Here is a 21,444-nt window from a genome sequence, read left to right as displayed (position 1 = left end):
GGCCCATACGGCCGGAACACGCACTTACACCGCGTGCGGGCCGGTCGCGCACATCGCGCACGAGTCCAGCCCGACCGCACCGCGCACGAGTCCGGTCGAGCACCTCACGCATGCTCCCGGTCCAGCACATCGCCCACGCGCCCGGTCCAGCACATCACGCACGAGTCCGGCCGACCGCACCGCGCACGGGTCCAGCCGACCGCACCACGCACGAGTCCGGCCGAGCGCCTCGTGCACGAGTCCGGCCGAACGCCTCGCGCGCGCCCGGCCGAGCACATCGCGGACAAGTCCCGGCAAAGTGCACCGCGTTCGGGCACGTGTATCACGTACGAGCAGTCGACACGCACGTACACGCGCCAGGTCGAGTGCACGGCGCATGCACCTGAGGCACCCGATATGCCTGGCAGGCCAGGCGCACCGCACAGGCGCCCACGCGGCGCCGGAGCGGTCAGGCCGGGTGGGGTACGGCGGCCGGGGGTGTCAGCAGGTCGGCGACGGGGGTGTCGCGGCCGAGAGGGACGCCGAGGCTGCGGGCGTTGCCCTCGAACAGGGCCAGGATGGATTCGGTGAGCATGCCCACGACCTGTTCGGAGGTCAGGGTGGCCGGGGCGCTGCGCCAGCTGTTCACCACGCCGTCGACGAGGCCGATGACGCCGAAGGCCATCGGGCGGGCGCGGTGCGGATCGATGTCGTAGACCGACAGCGCGGCGGCGAACAGGTCGGCCAGACGGCCGCCGATGCGGTCGCGGGCGCCGCCGAGGCCGTGTGAGCCGTCGCCGTCGGCGGCATCGCCGGTGAGGAAGCGGTGCAGGTTGCGGTGCCGCTCCACCCAGCCGACGTAGGTGCCGACCGCGCCGCGCACGGCGTCGCGCACCGAGCCGTCGGTGCGCAGTGTCGGCATCACCTCGGCCAGCAGGGATTCCTGGATGCGGTGGCGGATCTGTTCGTCCAGGTCGGCGCGGCCGTCGAAGTGGCGGTACACCACCGGGCGCGGCAGTCCGAGGTGGTCGGCGATCTGCTGCACCGAGATCTCCGCGCCGCTGTCGGCGATGACCGCGAGGGCGGCGTCGAGCACCTCGGCGCGGCGTTGCCGCTTGTGGTCTTGCCAGCGAGTGGATCGACCATCGACGGCCGTCTGGGTCTTCCCGCCGGTCTCGGACACACCGCAACGATACTCCGCACCGCTATTGACCGATACAAGACGTCACACTAATCTGACTGTTACACCTTGTAGCATTAACTGGAGAGCCGTCATGGGCAATGAAGCCGCGCTGGCGCCCCGCGATCGTTTCGCGGACCGCCTGTTGACCGGATCGGTCAAGAAGTCCTACGACCCCGTGGTCGATGTCGACTGGGACGCGCCGCTGGATCCGGAGAAGATGTTCCTGCCCCCGGAGGTGGTGTCGCTGTACGGCACCGCGCTCTGGGAGGCCATGACACCGGAGCAGCGCCGCGAACTGTCCCGGCAGGAGCTGTCGAACCTGCTGTCCACCGGCATCTGGTTCGAGAATCTGCTGAACCGGATTCTGTTGCGGGAGTTGATGAACGACACCCCGACCAGCGCGTGGTCGCACTACACGCTCACCGAGATGGGCGACGAGTGCCGGCACATGATGATGTTCGGCAAGCTGATCGACCGCATCGAGGCCCGCCCCTACTGGCCGAAACCGCCTGCGCGACTGCTCATCTCGGCTCTGGAGCAGCTGTTGCGCGGCTCCATGACCTGGGTGGGGGCCCTGGTCGGTGAGGAGATCTTCGACGCCCAGCAGCGCCGCACCCTCGACGACCCGGACCTGCAACCGCTGGTGTCGCGGGTGATGCGCATCCACGTCACCGAGGAGGCGCGGCACATCGGCTTCGCCCGCGACGCGCTGACCCGCCGGGTCCAGGAGATGTCGGCAGCAGAACGGCTGTTCACCCAGGCCTGCGTCGCGGTGGCGGCGCCACTGTTCGCCTCGCTGCTGGCCAATCGCCACATGTACCGCCGGGCCGGACTGGACGACGGCCGCGCCGCGCGGCGAACGGCGTTGCGCAATCCGCATTTCCGGGCCAATCTCGCGCTGGGCGCCGCCGACCTGGCCGCGGTGCTGGACCGCAACGGGTTGTTCGGTCCCGTCGGCAAGGCGATCTGGCGCGTCGCGGGAATGCTGCCGCGATGATCGACCTACCCGCGGAACTCGTTCCGGCGCCGGACTATTCGGGCCCAGCGGTCTTGGATGTGCCAGGCGCGGAACTGCCGGTGCAGGTGGCCCTCGCCGGGCACCTCGACCCGATCGACGGCCGCTTCCACTGGTACGGCCGCATCGCCGCCGCGGCCGGTGTCGACCTTCCCGACCCCGGCCGCGGCCAGGTGACGCTGATCCTGCCGGACGGCTCCGCGGCCGCCGGCCGGATCCAGGAACGCGACCCGTGGGGCCACCTCCGCATCGTCGGCGTCGGCGCCCCGCCGTTCACTTCGGCACCCGGAAACGATAGCGGCACAACGGATCAGCCCTGAGCCGAGCGCTGGATCAGCCGGGCACCTTGTCCAGGAATCCGTGCACGCGGGCGATCCGGCCCTCGTCGAGGACGATCACGTCGAAGCCCACGACCAGGGGTTCCGCGCCGGGCACGCCGAGCTCCCAGGTGAAGCGGGCCAGGTCGTGGTGCCCGTCGACCGGGCCCAGGCCGAAGCGCAGACCGGCGAACTGCTGCTGGGCGCCGCCGACCACCCCGTCGATCGCGGCGGTGCCGGCGGCGTCGGCCAGCGGGTCGGTGTAGGTGGCGTCGGCGGTGTACAACTCGTCGATCAGCGCCCGGCGCTTGTCCGGGTCCTGCTCGTTCCAGGAGTCGATGTACCGGCGGGCAATTGTCTCGTATTCGCTCATGGCACAAGCATCTTCGAGTTCCGCGCGGGAGTCGATTACCCGCGAGGTAACCGGATCCGCCGACCGGGCTACAGCACCGAACGCAACGCCTCGTCGTCGCGGGCGACCACGGCCCGGCCGTCGGCGGTGGCGACGATGGGCCGCTGGATCAGCTTGGGATGCGCGGCCAGCGCCTCGATCCAGCGCGCCCGTTCGGCGTCGGTGCGCGCCCAGCCCGACAGGCCGAGCTGCTCGGCCTCGCCCTCACCGGTGCGGGTGATGTCCCACGGCTCCAGCCCCAGGCGCTCCAGCATCGCCCGCAGTTCGTCGGCGGTCGGCGGATCCTCCAGGTATCGGCGCTCGGTGTAGTCGATGCCGGCGTCGTCGAGGAACGCCTTGGCGGTGCGGCTCTTGGAGCATCGCGGGTTGTGCCAGATCTCGATCCGCTCGGAAGTCATGTTTCGTACCCTAACGCGCGGTCACTTCGGCGAGCCGTCGACGACCAGCCCGCGCAGCCCGCGCCGGTCCAGCTTGCCGGAGGGCAGTGTGGGAATCCGCTCGGCGGTGGTGACGATCCAGCGGGACGGCACCTTGTAACCGGACAACTGGTCGCGGGCCCGCGCCGCCACCGCCTCGAGATCGAGTTCGCCGGTGGCCGGCACCACCACGGCGCACACCTCCTCGCCGCGCGCCGGATGCTCGAGTCCGACGATCACGCACTGCGCGATCTCGTCGAAGGTCTCCAGCACCGATTCCACTTCCAGCGGTGACACATTCGCCCCCGCGACCTTGATCAGATCGCCGGTGCGGCCGACGTAGAACAGCCGCGGATCGCCCGGATTGCGGTAGACCCGGTCGCCGGTGCGGTACCAGCCGTCGGCGTCGAAGACCTCCTGGCGTTCCCGCTTGTTGTATCCGGCCATCACGCCGACGCCACGGATGTGCAGTTCACCGACGGTGCCCTCCGGCACCGGCCGATCGTCCGCGTCGACGATCCGGACCTCGGTGTGCGCGAAACTGCCGCCGGACTCGGTCAGGCTGCGGTGCACCGGAAAGCCGTCGGGCACCCCGATCATCGCGAGATCCAGCGGCCCGGACAGCGTGGGCGCACTGCTGAGATCACGGCCGGGGAAGCTCGGATGGGCGCGCAGGCGCTGGGTGAACGCGGGCCAGCCGACCACCCCCTGCCCCCGCTCGCGTTCGAGGAGATCCAGTGCGGCACCGGCTTCCAGCCGCGGCAGCACCAGCAGGGTGACCGCTTCGTGCAGCGCGCCCATCGCGGCCAGCACGCCGCCGATCCAGAAGAACGGCATCGCGCACAGGATGCGGGACCCGGTCTCGGCCCCGGTGATATGGCGGATCGCGGCAGGCCAGGTCGCGGTCTGCCGAACCAGCGTGCCGTGTGTGTGCAGCACCCCCTTCGGGTCGGCCGTGGATCCCGAGGTGTGGATCATGATCGCCGGATCGGCCGGGCTGACCTCGGCCTCCACCGCCGCGAGCAGTTCCGCGGGCACGCCGTCGGTCACGTCCGGCGAAGTGGCCCAGGGCCGATCGCTGTCGCCGGTGAGCACGATGCCGCGCAGATAGGGCGCGGCGGGCAGTTGCAGCGTCGGCGACTGCTGGGCGGCCAGATCCGGCAGCGCCGTCTCCAGCGTCCCCGCGGTGTCGGTGGCGAGCACCCGAGTCGGCGCGATCAGCAGCGCGACATCGGCCAGCCGCAGCACCTTCGCCAGTTCGGCCGGCGCGTACAGGGTGCTCAACGGGACCGCGACCGCGCCGATCCGGGACACCGCCAGCCACCACACGGCCCATTCGACGCTGTTCGGGAAGTACAGCCCCACCCGCGCGCCCTTCCCGATCCCCCGGTGCAGCAGCCAGCGCGCGAGCCGCGCCGACCGCCGATCGGCCTCGGCGTAGTCGAGCCGTTCCTCCGGGGAGATCAGATAGTGCCGGTCACCGAACTCACGCACACTGCGAGCCAGCAGCGCACCGATGGTCGGGCGGATTTCCGGGGTCGTCGGCGACATCCGCCCAGAATAGATGATCATTCTCTGAAACCGAGAGGCTTACTCTCATACGCGCACCACCGCAGCCACATTCCCGGTCCCCTGCCGCGACCCCGGGCAGTTCGCCCGGGAACAGTCCCGTGAGCACCCGCCGGTCCGGGTTGGCACGGGAAGGCGGCAGCCCACCGCGGTAGCGCCGACGTGGTGCGCCGATGGCTCCGGCACGCCGAGATGTGCTGGACGACGCGCCCTATCCCCGGCTACCGCGACCCGAATGCCGTGCGGCGCTTCCCGCCACCACGGGAACATCCGGAACCACCCCCGCGAGCACCTCCTCCGGGGCCGCGGCGATCACCGTGTCGAGCATCTCGCGTGAGTTCTGGAGTTCGGCGATGGCGGCGGTGATCCGCTCACGCTCGCGGTTCAGGTCCGCGATCAGGGCCGAGCAGGTCGGCACCAGCCGCTGTTCGTCCTCGCGCAGGCAGGGCAGCACGGTCGCGATGGTGGCGGTGTTGAGCCCCGCTGCCAGCAGACTGCGGATGCGCCGCACGATCGCGATTTCGCTCTCACCGTATTCGCGGTACCCGCTGGCACGGCGGACCGGCCGCAGCAACCCCTGCTGCTCGTAGTAGCGCAACAGGCGCTCGTGCACGCCGGTGCGACGCGACAACTCTCCGATCCGCATGTGACCTCGCTCGTCCGCACTCGACTCCGACACGGATGTCAAAGTTTAGCGTCCGGGCATGAGCAACAGTCGAATGATCGTGCCGGCCTTGTGCGCAGGGGTATTCGTGGTCGGGACATCGGAGTATCCGGTCGCGGGGTTGCTGCCGCAGGTGGGCACGTCGCTGCACCTGTCGGTTGGGACCGCCGGACAGGCGGTGACCGTGTACGCGCTGGACGTGGTGATCGGCGGCCCGCGCTGACCCGCGTCACGGGCTTCTCCGCCGCCGTGGTGTCCCGGCAGTTCCGGCGCGGAGGTGAACCCGATCAGCAATCCGGTTGCATCGGATAACAGGGCTTGATGGGCGGATCGAACACCGACATCTCGCGCGCCGGGACCTCGACCGGCGGCGCCACCGGCGACCCGCCCGGCAGTTGCGCGACCGGGAACACCGGCACGATGCTGGTCGCGACCACGGGCACGTTCGCCGTACCCGAATGTGCCTGTGCGTGATGCGTGCTCACCAGCGTCCACACCCCCGCGATCAGCACCGCGAAGGCCGCCGCGGCGCGGAGCATGGCGCCGATGTCCCGGCTCTTCCGGGACGGCATCGGACGGCGGGGCACCCCGGGCAACCGGCGCGGCGCGGGGATCGCGCCGGGTACAACCACTCTCGCGCCGGGAATACCGGGCCGACCGGCAGCAACCGTCCCGTCCGGAGCCGGGGCATCCGCGTCCCGAGCCGCGCCGGCAGACCGCTCGGCGAACCCGGTGTCCGAGACAGGCAGGCCCGGCGCGACATTCGCATCCGCCTCCGGCTGGACCACCGGAACCTCCTGCGTACCAGGCACATCCACCACCGGACGCGGCTGGGCCCTCGGCGTCCGCGCGGCCGGTTCCGCCACCGCCGCAGGCTGCGCCGCTGGTGTATGCACGGTCGGTTCCGCCGGTACAGCCCGTTGGGCTGGTTCCGCCATCACGGGAGACTGCGCGGCCGGCACATCCGCCTTCGGTTCCGCCGCTGCGGGAGGTTGCGCGACCGGCGCGGACACGACCGGTTCCGCCGGTGCCGCGGGCTGCGCGGGCGAGCGCGACGAAACCGGTTCTCCGGCGGGCTCGTCCGCGTTCCCGAGGTGGCCGCCAATGGAATCCTCCGGCTCGCTCCCGATCCGATCGCCCGGCGGCTCCGATGCCGGATCCGCATCCACGATCGCATCGTTCGCGACAGGCGCGACCGGTGACCGGTCGGCGAAATCCCTGTCACCCGGCGAATTGCCGGTCGGCGCAACCGCAGCGGGCTCGTTGCTCGTCGGCGCATCCGCGGGCGCGCCGACAGGAATCTCCGCGATCGGCCCGGTCGCCGCCGATTCCCCGGCGGCGTCCGCCACCGGCGTGGCGGACCGCGGCGGCGGTACGACGGGAGCCCACACCACGGGCGGCCGGGGCGGCTGCCACTGCGCGGGTGCGGTCCGGCCCGCCTCCGCGGCGGGGAATCCGACGGCGATCAGGTCGGCGCGGGTGATCTCCGTGATCTCCAGCGCGGTGAGGACGACCAGTACCCGTTCGGCCGTCCACGGGGTCCACTCGCCGTGGCTGTTCGCGCGCAGCCAGTCGTAGAGGGCGCCGGAGTTGTTGCCGAGCAACACCTCACCACCGACCGGCCTGGACGTGGTCACCAGTTCGACGGGATACCCGTACTGCGGCACCACCATCACCACGACGTCCACCGGCAGGCCGGATCCCGCGCGGGCGAACTTCTGCTCCAGCATCCCGCGCAGATCGTCGCGGCTGTCGGTGGTCGGTTGCAGCGGGTTCGAATCACCCTTGCGGCGCAACAGGATCGGATCACCGGTCACCCCGGGCAGGGTCCACGGCCCGTCCGCCGGACAGGACAGTATCCCCGCCACCCGGAATCGGATGCTCTCGACGGCCATGACCACGCACACGTGCGGTGTGAAGACCAGCAGATCCACCTCGGAACCACTGCGCCGGGAACGTCGCCGTCCCGGTATGTGGACACCCGGAACGACGAGACCCACTCCTGGAAATGCTTCCAGCCATGCGGTAACCCTGCGCTCGGCGCCTGGTCTCCGGTTACCGGCGTTGATGACCAGCATGACCGTTCCCCTGAACATCCAGTTTTCGACAACCCCTCAACGATACCCCGAGTCGTGCACACAACCGAAACGGAAGCGATTGGCGTGCACGGACTTTGGCCGGTAAAATCATTGCCGGGCGGTCGGAACCTTCTGCCGGAACCGATCAACGGAATCGCCTGCGGGCGCAGCGGATCCCCTGCTCACACCACGAATCCCACTGACTGGGACAGATATCCGGATTCGTCGTACCCTGATTCAGGCCGGGACCACGGCCGCCAACTCCCGCTCGATCAGCGACCACGTCAGCCCGGCCGCCTCGGCCGAATAGCTCGGCGTCCCTTCACTGAGGAACGCCCGGAACCACCACCACCTCGTGCGACACCCCCGCCGCGGCGAGCCGATCGGCGATCCGGTCCCGATCCGCCGCCGGCACCACATGGTCCCGCTCCCCGACCACGTACACCACCCGCCCGGTGATCCCGCCGGTCAGGTCGAGCGTCGGTTCCGGTGTGCTGACCGGGATCTCGGTACCGGTCAGCCAGCCCGCGTACAGCACCAGCGTCACCGGGACGGCGAGCCGGGTGGCCGCCAGATAGGCCAGGTGCCCGCCCAGACTGACTCCCAGCACACCCGTCACCGTGCGCACCTCGGCACGTCCGCCCAGATGGGCCGCCGCCGCACGCATGTCGGCGAGCACCCCGTCCCGGGTCATCTCCTTCATCAACGCGAACCCCCGCTCGCGCCCCTCGTCGGTGGTCGGCAGTTCGACCCCGGATGCGCTGCGGTGATAGAAGTCCGGCGCGAGCGCCACATATCCGAGCCCCGCCAGCCGATCGGCGAACCCCCGGATATCGGCGGTCACCCCGAACAACTGATGCGCCAGCAGCACTCCCGGATACCGGCCCGGTGCGCTCGGACGAGCCAGATATCCACCCATGACCCCCGTGCCGACCGCGATCCGCACCTGTTCACTCTCGTATTCGTCTGTCATCGGCCGACCGGGCGGCAGCGCACACCACGCCGCCACCCGTCCTCCTCCCGCTCGGATGCCCACTGTCGTTGCGGCCATCTGGATTGCCTTGTTGCACCTGCGAGCATGTCCCCCGCCGGAGCATAAGGCGAATACCATGTTCCGATCGAATCCATCGTGTTTGATTATGATGTGGAGCTCCGCCAACTGATCTACTTCGACACCATCGTCCGCGCGGGCGGTTTCACCCGGGCGGCCCAGCGACTACATGTGGCCCAACCGGCGATCTCGGCCCAGATCAAGCTGCTGGAAACCGAATTGGGCGTGGTTCTGCTGGACCGCACCACCCGTCCACCCACCCTCACACACGCGGGCGAGCTGCTCCGGATCCGGGCCCGGCAGATCCTGGACCAGATCGATGCCGTCCGCGCCGAGATGAACGAGGTGTCCGCCGTCGTCCGCGGCGCCATCCGGATCGGCGCCACCGCGGCGCTCGGCCCGATCGACCTCGTCGCCGTCATGGCGACCTTCCGCCGCGCCCACCCCGGCGTCACCCTGACCTACCGCTCCGGCCTGCTGGACCCGCTGGTCGCGATCCTCGACGCCGGCGCACTGGATCTGGTCATCGGCCCCGAACACCCGGGCATCGACGTCGACCACCACGTCGAGCGGCTGGCCGAGGAGCACTTCGTCCTGGCCCTCCCCCCGCACCACCCCCTGGCCGGCGCCGACCGCATCGATCTCGCCGACACCCGCGACGACCTGTTCGTCTGCCTGCCACCCGGCAGCGGCATGCACACCCTGCTGCACGCGGCGGCGGCCCGGGCAGGTTTCGCACCGCGCATCGACTTCGTCACCGACACCGCCGACGCCGTCCGCGCCTTCGTGGCGGCCGGCCTCGGCATCGCCCTCATGGCCGCCTCCACCACCACCTCCCCCGGCCCCGCCGTCGCCACTCGTCTCCTCACCGACGCGCCCGCACATCCCCCGGCCGCGATCATCACCCCGCGACACCCCCTCACCCCGGCCACCCGGGCCTTCGTGGAGCACCTGCGCGCGGCACTCGAGAGCTGATCCGAATCACGGTGCGCTCCAATATCATTCAAATCTCACAGATGCATCCAGATCGGCCACATCTCATCCCACGAATGGCGCGGTGCGGTGCAGCGCCACAGCGTCACCTGCTGGGTGTTGCCGGGGAAGCCGAGCCGGGTGTCGACCCGGCCGACCGGGTCCACCTCGTGGAACTGGTTGCGCAGCACCGCTTCGTAGCCACCCACCATCAGGTAGACGGTGGCATCGTCCGGCGGGGCGCCGAAATAGCCCCAGCCCCGGCTCGGGCTGTAGATCGGCGGCAGCCGGTCGCGTCCCAGCTGGTCCAGAGCGCTTGCCTGCCAATAGGTATCGGCGATGATCACGGCGCCCGCCCGCTCGGCCTCGGGCAGTTCCCGGTAGGCGTCGACCACCGCCGCGGCCAGCTCCGGCCAGCCGAACTTGCCGTACACGCTGATCGCGATGGCGGCCTCGGCATCGCTGCGCGGCGGCTGCACCCGGTCGGCGGGCAGCCACGGCGTGGAGCGCAGCACATACGCGGCGGCCCAGACCCCGAGCCCCACCACCGACAGCGAGACCAGCCGCCGCCACACCGTCGGCTCCAGGGCCAGCACCGCCGTCACCGCGACCGCGCCGGCGGCGATGGCGACCGCGTCCAGTCCGGCCGAATAGTAGATGCGGCCGCCGGTGATCATGAACACCAGCTCCAGCAGGATCCAGGCCACGCCGAGAAAACGATACGGCCGCAACGGCTTCCGGAACAGAAAGGCCACCAGACCGCAGATCAGCAGCGGTCCGGCCAGCCAGCCGGCCAGTTCCAGGGTCATCGGCACGAACATCAACCGGCCGCCGAGCAGACCCTGTTCCCCGCCGATCAGCTGGGTCATCAGGATCTCCGGCCAGCCCCGATGGTGCTGCCACAGCAGTTCCGGCACCGTCAGCAGCACCGCCAGCGCCCCGCCCGCCCACAGCGCCGGCCGCAGCACCAGCCCGCGCGGGCCGCACAGCACCGCCGCCACCGCCAGCGCGATCCACAGGAACGGAACCAGCCATTTCACCTGGATATCGATCGCGGTGATCACCGCGGCCACCACCAGCAGCCGATCATCACGGGTGCGCACCCACCGGGCCACCAGCCAGGAGATGATCACCCACAACACCGTGTCCACCGCGTTGGTGGTCAGCAGCGCGCCCTGCAACAGCAGGAACGGAGAGGTCGCATAACCGGCCGCGGCCAGCGCCTGCGCCATCGCACCCCCGCCGAATTCGCGAGTCAGCATGGCGCACACCACGATCGCCGCCACGGTGAGCGCCACCGCCGGTAGTCGCAGCACCAGATACGAACCGGGCGCGAGGGTGTCCATCAGCCGCGCCAGCAACGGCAGCACCGGCCCCTGATCGGCATACCCCCACGACGGCCGCCGACCGGCCGCCAGGAAGTACAACTCGTCGCCGAAGTACCCGTACCGCGACGCGGAGAACAGCAGCACCGCCGCCGCCAGTGTCGCGACGAGAGCGACCGGCTTCACCGCCAGCGGCGGACGCGGGGTGGATACGGTCTCGCGCGCACGATCCACCACGTCGGTCACCGGCACACTCCTGCGCACATCGGATCAGCGGACAGTGCCGAATCTATCCGCTGCGACGCCGTGACCAGCGCATTCAGTGGGCGCGTCGCGTGATCGGAGTGGTCGGCCCAACCCACCCCCGGCACCACCGGTCACTGCCTGTGCCGAACCGACCCCGCGGCGAACCGCCCCACTCCACGGCTCGAATTGCCGTGATCGACCCCGACCCATCAGGCCCGGTGGACGACCGACCATGTCAGGCCCGGTGCGCGGCCCGACCCGGTCGGTTACCCGGAGTCGGTCAAGCCTGGTGTGCCTCGAGGTAGTCCGGCGCGGATACGACGCCGAGGACCTGCCGCACGCCGATCGGCGCCCAGCTCGCCGCCGCGTCGTGCTCGACGGACGGATCGGTGAGGGTCACCGTGTGCCCGGCGGTCTCGAGTTCGAAACGCCCGGCGGACAACACATTACGCACCCAATCCGATCCGGGTCCGTAGGTGAGTGCGATGCGGTAGGTGCCGTCGTGCTCGAACACGTTCACCGGGGTCCGATAGACCCGGCCGGACTTGCGCCCGGTGTGCACGACGATCCCGAATCCGGGCAGCCGACCGGCGACCCGTCCCGCGATCTGATTGGTCACCCGTCGATTGAACTTCGCCAGCCCCTGTGGCAGCGGCATGTGCTTCCCCTCTCGATGGCGCGAGCCTCGGTGGTCACAGCGCCTCTCACGGTACGCGCACCACCGGGTCGACGGGCCCCGGTTGCCGGTCACAGCGGAATCGCACCAGCTGTCCGGGCCGTACCTGCGCGAGCCGGTCGATGTCCGCGTCGACGACCGTGCCGACGACCGGATACCCGCCGGTGATCGGATGGTCGGCGAGGAACACCACCGGCTGCCCCGAGGGCGGCACCTGGACGGCCCCCAACGGCATGCCCTCGGTGGGCAGTTCGGCCTGGTCGCGGCGGATCAGCGGCGGCCCGTCGGCCCGGTCCAGCCGCACCCCGATCCGGTCGATGTCGGTGGACACCCGCCAGGTCCCGGCGTATAGATCGCCGGGCCGGGTGAACCAGTCGTCGCGCGGTCCCGGCCACACCCGGACCGTGACCGGATCGGCGGTCATCGCCGGAACCGGGGCGAACGACACCTCGGGCCAGCGCCGCGGCGCCGGGCCCACCGGCAGCTCGTCCCCCGCCCGCAACGGCTCCGGCCCGATCCCGGCGAGGGTGTCCCGGCTGCGGGATCCCAGCACCGCAGCCACCTGGACCCCGCCGCGCACCGCCAGATAACACCGCAGTCCGGCCGCCGCCGTACCGAGCCGCACCCGCTGGCCCGGCCGCAGATACAGCACCGAGGCCAGCGCCTCGCCCCGCGTGCCGACGGTGATCGGCACCGGCGCGCCCGTCACCGCCACCACCGCGGGCTCGCAGACCTCCACACACAGCCCGCCGAGCACACATTCGATCGCGGCGGCGGACTCGTCGTTCCCGACCAGCCGATTCGCCAGCGCGAACGACGCCCGATCGGCCGCCCCGGACACCCCCACCCCGGCATGGAACCACCCGGCCCGCCCCCGGTCCTGGACCGTACTGAAGAACCCCGGGGCCACCACCCGCAACCGACCGCTCACCACACCTCCACCGGACACCCCGCGAACCCTGTCACCACCCTGTCCGACCCCGGCCACCCCCACCCCGACCGTGTCGTTGCGAGTCCGGAAAGCATTGTGGCCGTGCGCATCACCGACCGGCCACGGCGAATCGGATTCGGCTGCCGGGGCGTAGCAGGGCCGGTTCCGGGCGGTCGAGGTCCCAGAGCACGGTGTCGGTGCGGCCGATCAGCTGCCAGCCGCCGGGGGAACGGCGGGGGTAGACGGCGCTGTAGCCGCCGGCGAGGGCGACCGAGCCGGCGGGCACGGCGGTGCGGGACTGGGTGCGGCGCGGTACGCGCAGATTCGCTTCGGGGGCTTCGAGATAGCCGAATCCGGGTGCGAAACCTACGAAGGCACAGCGCCATTCGTGGCCGGTGTGCCGGGCGATCAGCTCCGATTCCGAAATGTCCAGCAGCCGTGCGGCATCGGAGAGGTCCGAGCCGTCGTAGTGCACCGGAATCACGATCGCGGGCGCCTCGTCGACGCCGTCGGCGGGAGCCGCGCCGGTCGCCAGCGCGCGCAGCCGGGTCGCCAGCGCCGCCGGGGTCGCGCCGGGCAGCAGCGTCACCAGGACCGTGCGCGCGGCGGGCAGGATGTCGGCGACGCCGTCGACCGGTTGCGCCCGCAACCGGTCGACCAGGCCCGCGAGGGCGTCCCGGTCCGGCGGTTCGAGCAGCAGCGCCCGATCGCCGGCCGGCCGGATCCGCAGTTCCGTCACGCGAACGCCCGCAGTTCGACACCCTCGGCGGTCAGGGCGTCCCGGATGGACCGGGCCATCGACACCGCCCCCGGTGAATCGCCGTGCACGCAGAGACTGCGGACGGCGACGGGCACCGCGGCGCCCGTCGCGTCCCGGGCGGTGCCGTCGACGGCGATCGAGAGGGCTTGCCCGACAGCCGCTTCCGGGTCGAGGATCGCCCCCGGAGTGCCGCGCGCCACCAGTTCCCCGGCCGGGGTGTAGCCGCGGTCGGCGAAACCCTCGGCGTGGAAGACGATTCCGGCGTCGGCGGCGGCGCGTTCGAGGGCCGAGCCGGGCGGGCCGAGCAACGCCGGGACCCCGAAGGCGGTGAGCGCCGACACCACCGCGGCCGCGATCTCCGGGTCGGCGGACGCCGTATGATACAGCGCCCCATGCGGTTTCACGTAGCGGACGCGATCCCCGGCCGCCCGTGCGCAGGCGTCCAGCGCGCCGATCTGGTACAGGCATTCGTCGGCCAGTTCCCGCGGCGGCACCGCGATCGCGCGGCGGCCGAATCCGGCGAGGTCCCGGTAGGAGAGGTGCGCACCGATGCGCACCCCTCGCTCGGCGGCCGCCGCGCAGGTCCGCCGCATGATCGACGGATCACCGGCGTGGAATCCACAGGCGATGTTGGCACTGGTGACGATGTCCAGCAGGGCGGTGTCGTCGCCCATCGACCAGGCGCCGAAGCCCTCACCGAGGTCACTGTTCAGATCGATCATCACCGTTGCCGCCTTTCCACGCCGTCTCGCGTCATTCCAGTTCGCGCCCGCGCGTCTCGGGCAGGCCGAACAGGGCCAGCACCGCGACCGCGTATCCGACCGCTCCGAACAGCATGGCACCCGCCAGCCCCAGTGCGGTCGAGGCCAGGTATCCGACCACGGTCGGGAACACCGCGCCGACGGCCCGGCCGACGTTGTAGGTGAAGCCCTGCCCGGTGCCGCGGTAGCGGGTGGGGTACAGCTCCGACAGGTACGACCCGAATCCCGAGAAGATCGCCGAGGCGGAGAATCCGAGCGGGAAGCCCAGCACCAGCACGAGGGTGTGATCGGCGCCGGCGGGCAATTGGGTGTACGCGATCATGAACAGGATCGACAGCCCGGCGAACACCTGGATGTTGCGTTTGCGACCGAATCGGTCGGTGAGCACCCCGCCGGTGACATATCCCAGGAACGCCCCCGCGATCAGGAAGAACAGGTACCCGCCGGTGCCGACCACACTCAGGTGGCGGCTCTTCTTCAGATAGGTCGGCAGCCAGGTGGCCAGCGTGTAGTACCCGCCCTGCACACCGGTGGCCAGCAGCGACGCGAACACGGTGGTGCGCAGCAGCGGCGTGGTCACGATGCCGGTGAAGCGGCCGCGCTCGACCGAATGCCGTCGCACGGCCTTCGCGATGGGGGCGTCGGTGACGTTGCGCCGCACCCACCAGATCATCAGGGCCGGTAACGCACCGGTGAAGAACAGCACCCGCCAGGCGATGTCGGGAGAGAAGAGCTGGAAGATCACGGTGTAGACGATCACCGCCAGACCCCAGCCGACCGCCCACGCGCTCTGCACATAGGACACCGCGCGGCCCCGGAACTCCGGCTTCGCGTATTCGGCCAGCAGGATGGCGCCGGTGGCCCATTCACCACCGAAACCCAGCCCCTGGAGCGCGCGGAACACCAGCAGCGACGGGAAGTTCCACGCACAGCCGGACAACACCGTGAACAGCGCGTACAGGCCGATGGTCCACCACAGCAGGCGGGCCCGGCCGAACCGATCGGCGAGGACGCCCGCCAGCGCGCCGCCGACCGCCGAGACCACCAGGGTGACGGTGGTGAGCAGGCCGGATTGCCCGGTGCCGATCGCGAAATAGGAGGCGATCGCACCCAGCGCCAGCGGTAGCACCTGGAAGTCGTAGGAATCCAGGCCGTATCCGCCGAACGCACCCGCGAAGGCGCGCCGGCCGACCGGGGGCAGGCTGCGGAACCATTCGAACGGCACCCGGTGCGCACTTGCCCGGGCAGGCACGGGCGCAGTGGACCGGGCGCGAGCGGCTGCGCCGGATCCGGTTGCGGGGCGGCCGATCCCATCGGATCCGGAGGCAGAGGGAACGGCCCGATCCGGTCCGGAGGCGGAGGGGGTAGCCCGACCGAATTCGGAGGCAGAGCCAGCGGCCCGGTCGAGGTCGGAGTCGGAGCGAGCGGCCCGATCGGACCCGGGCACGGAGCGGGCGGCCCGATCGGATCCGAACACGGGGCGGGCGATCCGATCGGACTCGGAGGCGGAGGGAGAATCCGGTGCGGGCGCACGGAATCCGGCCTGATCGGACGCGGCACCGGGCGCGGGCGAAAGAGGAAGGGGCGCAGCGGAACCGGTCCCGTCGGGACCGGGCTCGGCACGATGCGCCGCCATGATCCGGCGGGTGATGGCGCTCCCCAGCGCCTGAACGGGATTCGACGTGGTCGTCGTGGGCGATTGATCCGTGGCTTTCGAGGTTTCGGTCATGATGAGCCCTCCGGCTATCGGTAACCAAGATGTGGTACCCGTCTCAGCGTAAGGATCGTTCAACGATCCAGCAATACCACGACAGGATTGTTCCGTTAACTTTCGATTTCCGGGTAGCCTCGATGCGGAGCTGTCCGATCGGCGAGCGATCGGCGAGGAACAGGAGACTGCGATGACGACGTCGTCCGGCGCGGCGACCGAGAGCTACGCGGCACTGGCCGCCCACCGCGACCGGCTCGACCGGGCCAGCCGGGCCGCCCGGGTGGCCGACATCGTCCGCGACGGCATCCTGGACGGCACCTTCCGGCCGCGGGACCGGCTCTCGGAGCCGGATATCTGTGCGGCCCTGGGGGTTTCACGCAACACCCTGCGCGAGGCGTTCCGCACCCTGATCGAGGAGCGGCTGGTCGAGCACGAGATGAATCGCGGCGTGTTCGTGCGCCTGCCCTCGGCGGCGGACATCGCGGAGGTGTACAAATGCCGCCGCGTCGTGGAATGTACTGCGCTGCGCGAATATTCGCGCAGCGGTACGGACACCGCGGCGGTCGCGGCGGCGCTGCGGCGGGCCGACGACTGTGCCGCGCGGGCGGACTGGACCGGCGTCGGCACCGCGGACGTCGACTTCCACCGTGCCATCACCGCACTCAACGACAGCCGACTGCTGGATTCGCTGATGGCCAACGTGTGGAACGAATTACGGCTGATCTTCCACGTCGTCGCCGACGCGCACGCGTTCCACCAGCCGTACCTGGAACGCAATCACGAGGTGTTCGACACGCTCGCGCGCGGCGAATCCGCCGCCGCGGCGGAACTGCTCGACGCCTATCTGCGCGACGCCGAGGCGCAGATCCAGGCGGCCTATGCCGAGATCGTGGCGCGGGGCGACCGATGAGCGAGGTGATCGCGGTCTACGACGCCGCGGGGCGGCGCACCGGGGCCGCCGAGCGCGCCACCGTCTACGAGCGGGGGCTGTGGCACGCCAGCGCCGGGGTACTCGTGCGCTCGCGCGACGGCGAGCGGATCTACGTGCATCGCCGCACCGAGACCAAGGCCGTGTTCGCGGGCATGCACGACTGCCTCGCCGGCGGGGTGCTCGGCCCCGAGGAGGACCCGGCCGAGGCCGCGGTCCGGGAACTGTCGGAGGAACTGGGCGTCACGCTCGGGCCCGGCGACGAGCCGCCGGCGCCGCTGGGCCACGTCGCCTGGGACGGCCGCTGGGCGGGCCGGCCCATGCGCTGCCACGTGTTCGCCTACGAGGTACGCCACGACGGCCCCTTCCGGCATCAACCGGAAGAGGTCGCCGACGGCTGGTGGTGGACCGACGCGGAACTGCTGGCACATCTGGCGGATCCGAAGTGGCCGTTCGTCCCCGACACCCGGGTGCTCATCCCCGAGATGCTCCGCGCGGCGCACTGAACCCACGACCCGGATCGTCCCGGGGCGGGCGGTCCGCACCGCCGACCGCCCGCCCCGGACCCCTGCGGACCTACTTGCCGCCCTCGGTCAGCGTCACCGGCTGCGCCTGGAAACCGGCGCCGGTGACGTCCACGTTCTCACTCTTCAGCAGGGTGAGCGCCTTGGTCACGTAGTCGTTGGTGTAGGCGTCGGCATCGGGCGCCTTGGTCAGCACCGTGTGACCTTCCTGGTTCTTCGTCTTCTCCGCGATCGCGACGGTGCGGTCCCAGGCGGCCTTGTCGATCGTGCCCACGCCCTCCGGCGACGGCCAGATCAGCTTGTTCACCTCGTTGATCTGCCACTGCTGGTGGCTGGCGCCGAGGGTGGAGCCGGCGGCGACGGTGATGTCACGGCACTTGTCGACGTGGTCCCGGCAGAACGCCCAGCCCTTCAGCGAGGCGGCGATGAACTTGACCGTCTGGTCCTGGTACTTGCTGTCCTTCAGCTTCCCGGTGTTGGCCCAGATCGCGTCCTGCAACATCGCCACGCCCTGGTCGTTCCAGTCGATGGTGGTGAAATCGTCGGCGGTGTAGAGCTTTCCGGTGGCCGGATTCTTCACCTCCAGCAGCTGCGCGTACTCGTTGTACGACATCGCCTGGGCCGCATCGATATCGTGCGCGAGGAAGGCGTTCATGTCGAACTGCTGCTGCACCAGCGTGACGTCCTTGGCCGGATCCAGACCAGCCTTGGTCATCCCGGCGAACAGCTCGAATTCGTTGCCGTAGCCCCAGTTTCCGACCTTCTTGCCCTTCAGGTCGGAGACGTTGTGGATGTTCGCGGTCTTGAACGCCACCTGTTTGGTGCCCGAGCGCTGGTAGATCTGCGCCACGTCGGTGATCCCGGCCCCGGCCTCCCGCGAGGCCAGCGCCTTCGGCACCCACGCGATCGCGTAATCGGCCTGGCCCTGCGCCAGGACGGTCTGCGGCACGATGTCGGTGCCGCCCTCCAGGATCTGCACGTCCAGGCCCTGCTCCTTGTAGAAGCCCTGGTCGACGGCCGCCAGATAGCCCGCGAACTGGCCCTGTTTGAACCACTGGAGTTGCAGTTTGACCTTGGTGAGACCGGTCTGCGAGGACGCGTTCGTGCTGCTGGTGGTACTACAGCCGGTCAGCGTAGCCAGGCCTATCGCCGCCGCAGCCAGACAGGCGCCCAGAGTGCGTGTGCGGGTTTTCATTTCGTTCTCCATCCGGTGATGCGGGGCCGACGGGTCAGTCGTTCGAGGAGCAGCACGGCGGCCAGGAACACCAGGCCGAGTACCATGGCCGCGGTCACGTAGGCCCACGCCCGTGGGTACGCGGTATTCGCCGCCGCCGAGGTGATCCGGCTGCCCAGGCCGTGCTGCAGGCCGCCGAAGTACTCGGCGATGAGGGCGGCGATGACCGCCCCGGGCGCGGCGATCCGCAGTCCCGTGAACAGGTGCGGCAGCGCCGCCGGCAGCCGCACGGTCCGGGTGATCTGCCAGCCGGTGGCCGCGTAGGCGGTCATCAGGTCGGCGTGCACCCGCGGCACCTGCCGCAGCCCCTTCAGCGTGCTCACGTAGACGGGGAAGAACACCACGATGGTCGCGACCAGCCGCCGCGGCAGATCGGTGGTGGTGGAATACATCGAGTTCAGCAGCGGCGCGAGCGCCACGATCGGCACCGCGGCCGCCGCGGCCGACAGCGGGCCCAGCAGCCCGTCCACCGGCGCGAACCGCACCGCCAGCGCCGCCGCGACGATGCCGAGCACCGCCCCCGCCACCAGCCCGACCAGCGCGTTACCGCCGGTCGCGAGCGCGGCCTCGACGATACTGTGCCCGTTGTCGCCGATCGCCGCGGCGATGGCGCTGGGGGCGGGCAGCAGGAACGACGGCAACCCGGCGGCCACCGTCAGCAGCTGCCACAACGCCAGCGCCACCACACCCACCACGATCGGCGGGACCCAGACCTTCATCGAACATCCCTGCCCGACGCGGTGTTTCGCACGGAGGACGGGACGGCCTGCGCCGCCGGGGCAGTCGGCACCGGCTCCGCCGCCGGGTCGTGCCCGCGGTGCAGCGCTTCGCGGACCGCCGCGACGGCCTCGAAGAACGTTTCGTCGGCGCGGATGTCGACATCGGCGGCGGCCGTGCGGCCCGGACTGCCGGTGTCGATGATCGCGGTGATCCGGCCCGGCCGCGGCGACATCACCACCACGCGGTCGGACAGGAACACCGCCTCCGGGATCGAGTGGGTCACGAAAACGACGGCCGCGCCGGTCTCCCCGGTGATCCGCAGCAGTTCGCCCTGCATACGTTCCCGGGTCATCTCGTCCAGGGCGCCGAAGGGCTCGTCCATCAGCAGCAGCGGTGGTCTGCGGGCCAGCGCGCGGGCGATCGCCACGCGCTGTTGCATACCGCCGGACAGTTCACCCGGAAACCGGCGGGCGAAGTCGGCCAGCCCGGTCATCTCCAGCAATTCCGCACTGCGGGAACGCCGTTCGCGCTTGGGTACCTTGTGCAGCTCCAGCGGCAGTTCGACGTTCTCCTGCACCGTCCGCCAGTCCAGCAGCCCGGCCTGCTGGAAGGCGATGCCGTAATCCTGGTCCAGTCGCGCTCGATGCGGCGACTTGCCGTGCACCGCAACGGTTCCCGAGGTCGGCTGCTCCAGGTCGGCGACGATCCGCAGCAGCGTGGACTTGCCGCAGCCGGACGGCCCGATCAGCGAGACGAATTCGCCCGCCGCCACGGTCAGGGTGATGTCGCGCAACGCCGTCACCGCACCGGCGGGGTACACCTTCCCCACGCCGCTGAGCTCGACGGCCGCGACCCCGGCCGGGTCCGTATTCACTTCCATGACAGCACTTTCCGTGACGAGCGACTTCACCGGGCGGCACCGGCCGGGCGGCTGTAGCGGCGCAGGGCAAGTTCGGCGAGCGAGACCAGCCCGGTCAGCAGCACCCCCAGCAACGCGGCGGCCAGCACCGCCGCGTACAGCCGGGCGGCGTTACCGGTGGACTGCTGGGAGAAGACGATGATCTGCCGGCCGATACCGCCCGCGGTACCGGTGGAGATCTCCGCGACCACCGCGCCGATCACGGAGGCCGCGGCCGCCAGCCGCAGCGCGGGCAGCAGATACGGCACCGCCGCGGGCAGCCGCAGCCGCAGCAGCGTCGCCCACCAGCCCGCCGCGAAACTGTGCAGCAGTTCCACCGACGCCTGCGACGGCGACTGCAACCCGCGCAGCGTGCCGATGGCGACCGGGAAGAACACCAGGTAGGCGGCGATCACCACGATGCTCATCCAGGGCTGCCACGGCTGCCCGCCGATCGCGATCCGCCCGCCCCAGCCCGCGACCAGCGGCGCCAGCGCGATCAATGGAACCGTCTGCGACACCACGACATACGGCAGCAGCCCGCGCTCCACCCAGGCGAACCGCTGCATCACCACCGCCAGCGCCACCCCGACCACGGTGCCCAGCACCAGCGCGAGCAGTGCCAGCCCGAAGGTGAAACCGGCGGTGTGCAGCAGTGTCGCACCGACGGTCCGATGCCCGTCCCGCTCCCCCAGCACGGTCAGCACCGCCCACACGTGCGGCAACGCCCCGTCGGTGGTCCGCGGCAGCACCCGCTGCCCGCCGATGCTCACCCCCTGCGCGGGCACGAGATTCTTGATCAGTTCCCAGACCACCGCCACCAGCACCAACGCGGCCACCGGATACAGCCACCGCGCGACCCGCCGCCCGCCGCGACTCCGCTCACCGGCCGATTCCTGCTGCGCCACAACGATATCGACGACATCGTCCACCACGGTCACCGCGCGCCCCCGATACCGCATACCGCCGCCACACCGGATCGGCGCCCGCCCACGCGCCCCAGCGCCGCCCGATCTGCTCGGGACCGCCCCGGCACCCGGCTCGCGACGCGCTGGACCACCGCCGTCGCGCCGT

23 protein-coding genes are annotated in these 21,444 nt (G+C 70.7%); 6 read left to right on the top strand and 17 right to left on the bottom strand.

From position 1 onward, the window contains the following. Positions 1 to 448: 448 nt before the first annotated feature. Complete coding sequence (locus LBW94_RS10550; protein ID WP_225053519.1) at positions 449 to 1,162, bottom strand: TetR/AcrR family transcriptional regulator; 714 nt, start codon at positions 1,160 to 1,162, stop codon at positions 449 to 451. 91 nt (positions 1,163 to 1,253) lie between these two features. Here LBW94_RS10550 and LBW94_RS10545 point away from each other — a divergent pair, with 91 nt between their 5' ends. Together LBW94_RS10545 and LBW94_RS10540 are read left to right on the top strand one after the other, a co-directional pair. After that, positions 1,254 to 2,159: an AurF N-oxygenase family protein gene (locus tag LBW94_RS10545; protein ID WP_225053518.1), complete on the top strand. Its 906-nt coding sequence runs from the start codon at positions 1,254 to 1,256 to the stop codon at positions 2,157 to 2,159. Further along, a complete protein-coding gene (locus tag LBW94_RS10540) occupies positions 2,156 to 2,497 on the top strand; it encodes a DUF4873 domain-containing protein (RefSeq protein ID WP_225053516.1) in 342 nt (113 codons plus the stop codon). The genes LBW94_RS10545 and LBW94_RS10540 overlap by 4 nt, the downstream gene beginning before the upstream one ends. A 13-nt stretch (positions 2,498 to 2,510) precedes the next feature. Here LBW94_RS10540 and LBW94_RS10535 read toward each other — a convergent pair whose 3' ends face one another. The 4 genes from LBW94_RS10535 to LBW94_RS10520 form a co-directional block, all read right to left on the bottom strand. Then, positions 2,511 to 2,867 (bottom strand): nuclear transport factor 2 family protein, encoded by a 357-nt coding sequence (locus LBW94_RS10535; protein WP_225053514.1) that lies wholly within the window; start codon positions 2,865 to 2,867, stop codon positions 2,511 to 2,513. A gap of 68 nt (positions 2,868 to 2,935) precedes the next feature. Then, positions 2,936 to 3,304, bottom strand: coding sequence for an arsenate reductase family protein (locus LBW94_RS10530; RefSeq protein WP_225053512.1), 369 nt, complete (start codon positions 3,302 to 3,304; stop codon positions 2,936 to 2,938). 21 nt (positions 3,305 to 3,325) lie between these two features. After that, positions 3,326 to 4,873, bottom strand: coding sequence for a class I adenylate-forming enzyme family protein (locus LBW94_RS10525; RefSeq protein WP_225053510.1), 1,548 nt, complete (start codon positions 4,871 to 4,873; stop codon positions 3,326 to 3,328). Positions 4,874 to 5,102: 229 nt separating this feature from the next. Then, positions 5,103 to 5,537 carry a MerR family transcriptional regulator gene (locus tag LBW94_RS10520; RefSeq protein ID WP_225053509.1) on the bottom strand — a complete coding sequence of 145 codons (435 nt, stop codon included), beginning with the start codon at positions 5,535 to 5,537 and terminating at the stop codon, positions 5,103 to 5,105. Positions 5,538 to 5,595: 58 nt separating this feature from the next. Here LBW94_RS10520 and LBW94_RS10515 point away from each other — a divergent pair, with 58 nt between their 5' ends. Beyond that, positions 5,596 to 5,778, top strand: a complete 183-nt coding sequence (locus LBW94_RS10515; RefSeq protein WP_225053507.1) for a hypothetical protein — start codon at positions 5,596 to 5,598, stop codon at positions 5,776 to 5,778. A gap of 64 nt (positions 5,779 to 5,842) precedes the next feature. On the opposite strand, the gene LBW94_RS10510 is transcribed toward LBW94_RS10515, so the two are convergent. Both LBW94_RS10510 and LBW94_RS10505 read right to left on the bottom strand, forming a co-directional pair. Beyond that, on the bottom strand, positions 5,843 to 7,489 hold the full coding sequence (locus tag LBW94_RS10510) for a hypothetical protein (RefSeq protein WP_225053506.1): 1,647 nt from the start codon (positions 7,487 to 7,489) through the stop codon (positions 5,843 to 5,845). Between the two features lie 466 nt (positions 7,490 to 7,955). Continuing rightward, positions 7,956 to 8,606: a dienelactone hydrolase family protein gene (locus LBW94_RS10505; RefSeq protein WP_225053504.1), complete on the bottom strand. Its 651-nt coding sequence runs from the start codon at positions 8,604 to 8,606 to the stop codon at positions 7,956 to 7,958. A 156-nt stretch (positions 8,607 to 8,762) separates the two neighbouring features. Here LBW94_RS10505 and LBW94_RS10500 point away from each other — a divergent pair, with 156 nt between their 5' ends. Beyond that, entirely contained in the window at positions 8,763 to 9,659 is an 897-nt protein-coding gene (locus LBW94_RS10500) for a LysR family transcriptional regulator (RefSeq protein WP_225053502.1), read from the top strand. Between the two features lie 35 nt (positions 9,660 to 9,694). On the opposite strand, the gene LBW94_RS10495 is transcribed toward LBW94_RS10500, so the two are convergent. The 6 genes from LBW94_RS10495 to LBW94_RS10470 all read right to left on the bottom strand — a co-directional run bounded on the left by LBW94_RS10495 (position 9,695) and on the right by LBW94_RS10470 (position 15,607). After that, complete coding sequence (locus LBW94_RS10495) at positions 9,695 to 11,227, bottom strand: glycosyltransferase family 39 protein (protein ID WP_225053501.1); 1,533 nt, start codon at positions 11,225 to 11,227, stop codon at positions 9,695 to 9,697. A 280-nt stretch (positions 11,228 to 11,507) separates the two neighbouring features. Then, positions 11,508 to 11,885, bottom strand: a complete 378-nt coding sequence (locus LBW94_RS10490; RefSeq protein ID WP_225053499.1) for a nitroreductase family deazaflavin-dependent oxidoreductase — start codon at positions 11,883 to 11,885, stop codon at positions 11,508 to 11,510. 46 nt (positions 11,886 to 11,931) lie between these two features. After that, a complete protein-coding gene (locus LBW94_RS10485) occupies positions 11,932 to 12,834 on the bottom strand; it encodes a biotin-dependent carboxyltransferase family protein (RefSeq protein ID WP_225053497.1) in 903 nt (300 codons plus the stop codon). 109 nt (positions 12,835 to 12,943) lie between these two features. Beyond that, positions 12,944 to 13,573, bottom strand: coding sequence for a 5-oxoprolinase subunit B family protein (locus LBW94_RS10480; RefSeq protein WP_225053495.1), 630 nt, complete (start codon positions 13,571 to 13,573; stop codon positions 12,944 to 12,946). Next, entirely contained in the window at positions 13,570 to 14,319 is a 750-nt protein-coding gene (locus LBW94_RS10475) for a LamB/YcsF family protein (protein ID WP_225053493.1), read from the bottom strand. Before LBW94_RS10475 ends, LBW94_RS10480 begins: the two co-directional genes overlap by 4 nt. A 28-nt stretch (positions 14,320 to 14,347) precedes the next feature. Next, positions 14,348 to 15,607 (bottom strand): MFS transporter, encoded by a 1,260-nt coding sequence (locus LBW94_RS10470; protein WP_225053491.1) that lies wholly within the window; start codon positions 15,605 to 15,607, stop codon positions 14,348 to 14,350. A gap of 649 nt (positions 15,608 to 16,256) precedes the next feature. Here LBW94_RS10470 and LBW94_RS10465 point away from each other — a divergent pair. Beyond that, positions 16,257 to 16,976 (top strand): GntR family transcriptional regulator, encoded by a 720-nt coding sequence (locus LBW94_RS10465; RefSeq protein WP_225053489.1) that lies wholly within the window; start codon positions 16,257 to 16,259, stop codon positions 16,974 to 16,976. Continuing rightward, positions 16,973 to 17,500 carry an NUDIX hydrolase gene (locus LBW94_RS10460; RefSeq protein WP_225053488.1) on the top strand — a complete coding sequence of 176 codons (528 nt, stop codon included), beginning with the start codon at positions 16,973 to 16,975 and terminating at the stop codon, positions 17,498 to 17,500. Before LBW94_RS10465 ends, LBW94_RS10460 begins: the two co-directional genes overlap by 4 nt. 70 nt (positions 17,501 to 17,570) lie before the next feature. Here LBW94_RS10460 and LBW94_RS10455 read toward each other — a convergent pair whose 3' ends face one another. The 4 genes from LBW94_RS10455 to LBW94_RS10440 are packed head-to-tail and all read right to left on the bottom strand — an operon-like array spanning position 17,571 to position 21,332. Further along, positions 17,571 to 18,713 carry an ABC transporter substrate-binding protein gene (locus LBW94_RS10455; RefSeq protein ID WP_225053486.1) on the bottom strand — a complete coding sequence of 381 codons (1,143 nt, stop codon included), beginning with the start codon at positions 18,711 to 18,713 and terminating at the stop codon, positions 17,571 to 17,573. Next, positions 18,710 to 19,471 (bottom strand): ABC transporter permease, encoded by a 762-nt coding sequence (locus LBW94_RS10450; protein WP_225053484.1) that lies wholly within the window; start codon positions 19,469 to 19,471, stop codon positions 18,710 to 18,712. The genes LBW94_RS10455 and LBW94_RS10450 overlap by 4 nt, the downstream gene beginning before the upstream one ends. Next, entirely contained in the window at positions 19,468 to 20,352 is an 885-nt protein-coding gene (locus LBW94_RS10445) for an ABC transporter ATP-binding protein (RefSeq protein WP_225053482.1), read from the bottom strand. The genes LBW94_RS10450 and LBW94_RS10445 overlap by 4 nt, the downstream gene beginning before the upstream one ends. A gap of 26 nt (positions 20,353 to 20,378) precedes the next feature. Beyond that, the gene (locus tag LBW94_RS10440; protein ID WP_225053481.1) at positions 20,379 to 21,332 is read right to left on the bottom strand and encodes an ABC transporter permease; all 954 of its coding nucleotides are present in this window, start codon (positions 21,330 to 21,332) and stop codon (positions 20,379 to 20,381) included. Positions 21,333 to 21,444: the final 112 nt, after the last annotated feature.

It is taken from the genome of Nocardia sp. alder85J (assembly GCF_020176955.2).
GTDB lineage: Bacteria > Actinomycetota > Actinomycetes > Mycobacteriales > Mycobacteriaceae > Nocardia.
This window is presented reverse-complemented; position numbering and strand designations above follow the sequence as displayed.

Bases quoted from the DNA above. Each gene is read 5' to 3' on its own strand.
- LBW94_RS10490 (WP_225053499.1), bottom strand. From the start codon at position 11,885: ATGCCGCTGCCACAGGGGCTGGCGAAGTTCAATCGACGGGTGACCAAT.
- LBW94_RS10450 (WP_225053484.1), bottom strand. From the start codon at position 19,471: ATGAAGGTCTGGGTCCCGCCGATCGTGGTGGGTGTGGTGGCGCTGGCG.
- LBW94_RS10505 (WP_225053504.1), bottom strand. From the start codon at position 8,606: ATGACAGACGAATACGAGAGTGAACAGGTGCGGATCGCGGTCGGCACG.
- LBW94_RS10440 (WP_225053481.1), bottom strand. From the start codon at position 21,332: ATGCGGTATCGGGGGCGCGCGGTGACCGTGGTGGACGATGTCGTCGAT.
- LBW94_RS10535 (WP_225053514.1), bottom strand. From the start codon at position 2,867: ATGAGCGAATACGAGACAATTGCCCGCCGGTACATCGACTCCTGGAAC.
- LBW94_RS10525 (WP_225053510.1), bottom strand. From the start codon at position 4,873: ATGTCGCCGACGACCCCGGAAATCCGCCCGACCATCGGTGCGCTGCTG.
- LBW94_RS10465 (WP_225053489.1), top strand. From the start codon at position 16,257: ATGACGACGTCGTCCGGCGCGGCGACCGAGAGCTACGCGGCACTGGCC.
- LBW94_RS10445 (WP_225053482.1), bottom strand. From the start codon at position 20,352: ATGGAAGTGAATACGGACCCGGCCGGGGTCGCGGCCGTCGAGCTCAGC.
- LBW94_RS10455 (WP_225053486.1), bottom strand. From the start codon at position 18,713: ATGAAAACCCGCACACGCACTCTGGGCGCCTGTCTGGCTGCGGCGGCG.
- LBW94_RS10515 (WP_225053507.1), top strand. From the start codon at position 5,596: ATGAGCAACAGTCGAATGATCGTGCCGGCCTTGTGCGCAGGGGTATTC.
- LBW94_RS10520 (WP_225053509.1), bottom strand. From the start codon at position 5,537: ATGCGGATCGGAGAGTTGTCGCGTCGCACCGGCGTGCACGAGCGCCTG.
- LBW94_RS10460 (WP_225053488.1), top strand. From the start codon at position 16,973: ATGAGCGAGGTGATCGCGGTCTACGACGCCGCGGGGCGGCGCACCGGG.
- LBW94_RS10540 (WP_225053516.1), top strand. From the start codon at position 2,156: ATGATCGACCTACCCGCGGAACTCGTTCCGGCGCCGGACTATTCGGGC.
- LBW94_RS10545 (WP_225053518.1), top strand. From the start codon at position 1,254: ATGGGCAATGAAGCCGCGCTGGCGCCCCGCGATCGTTTCGCGGACCGC.
- LBW94_RS10530 (WP_225053512.1), bottom strand. From the start codon at position 3,304: ATGACTTCCGAGCGGATCGAGATCTGGCACAACCCGCGATGCTCCAAG.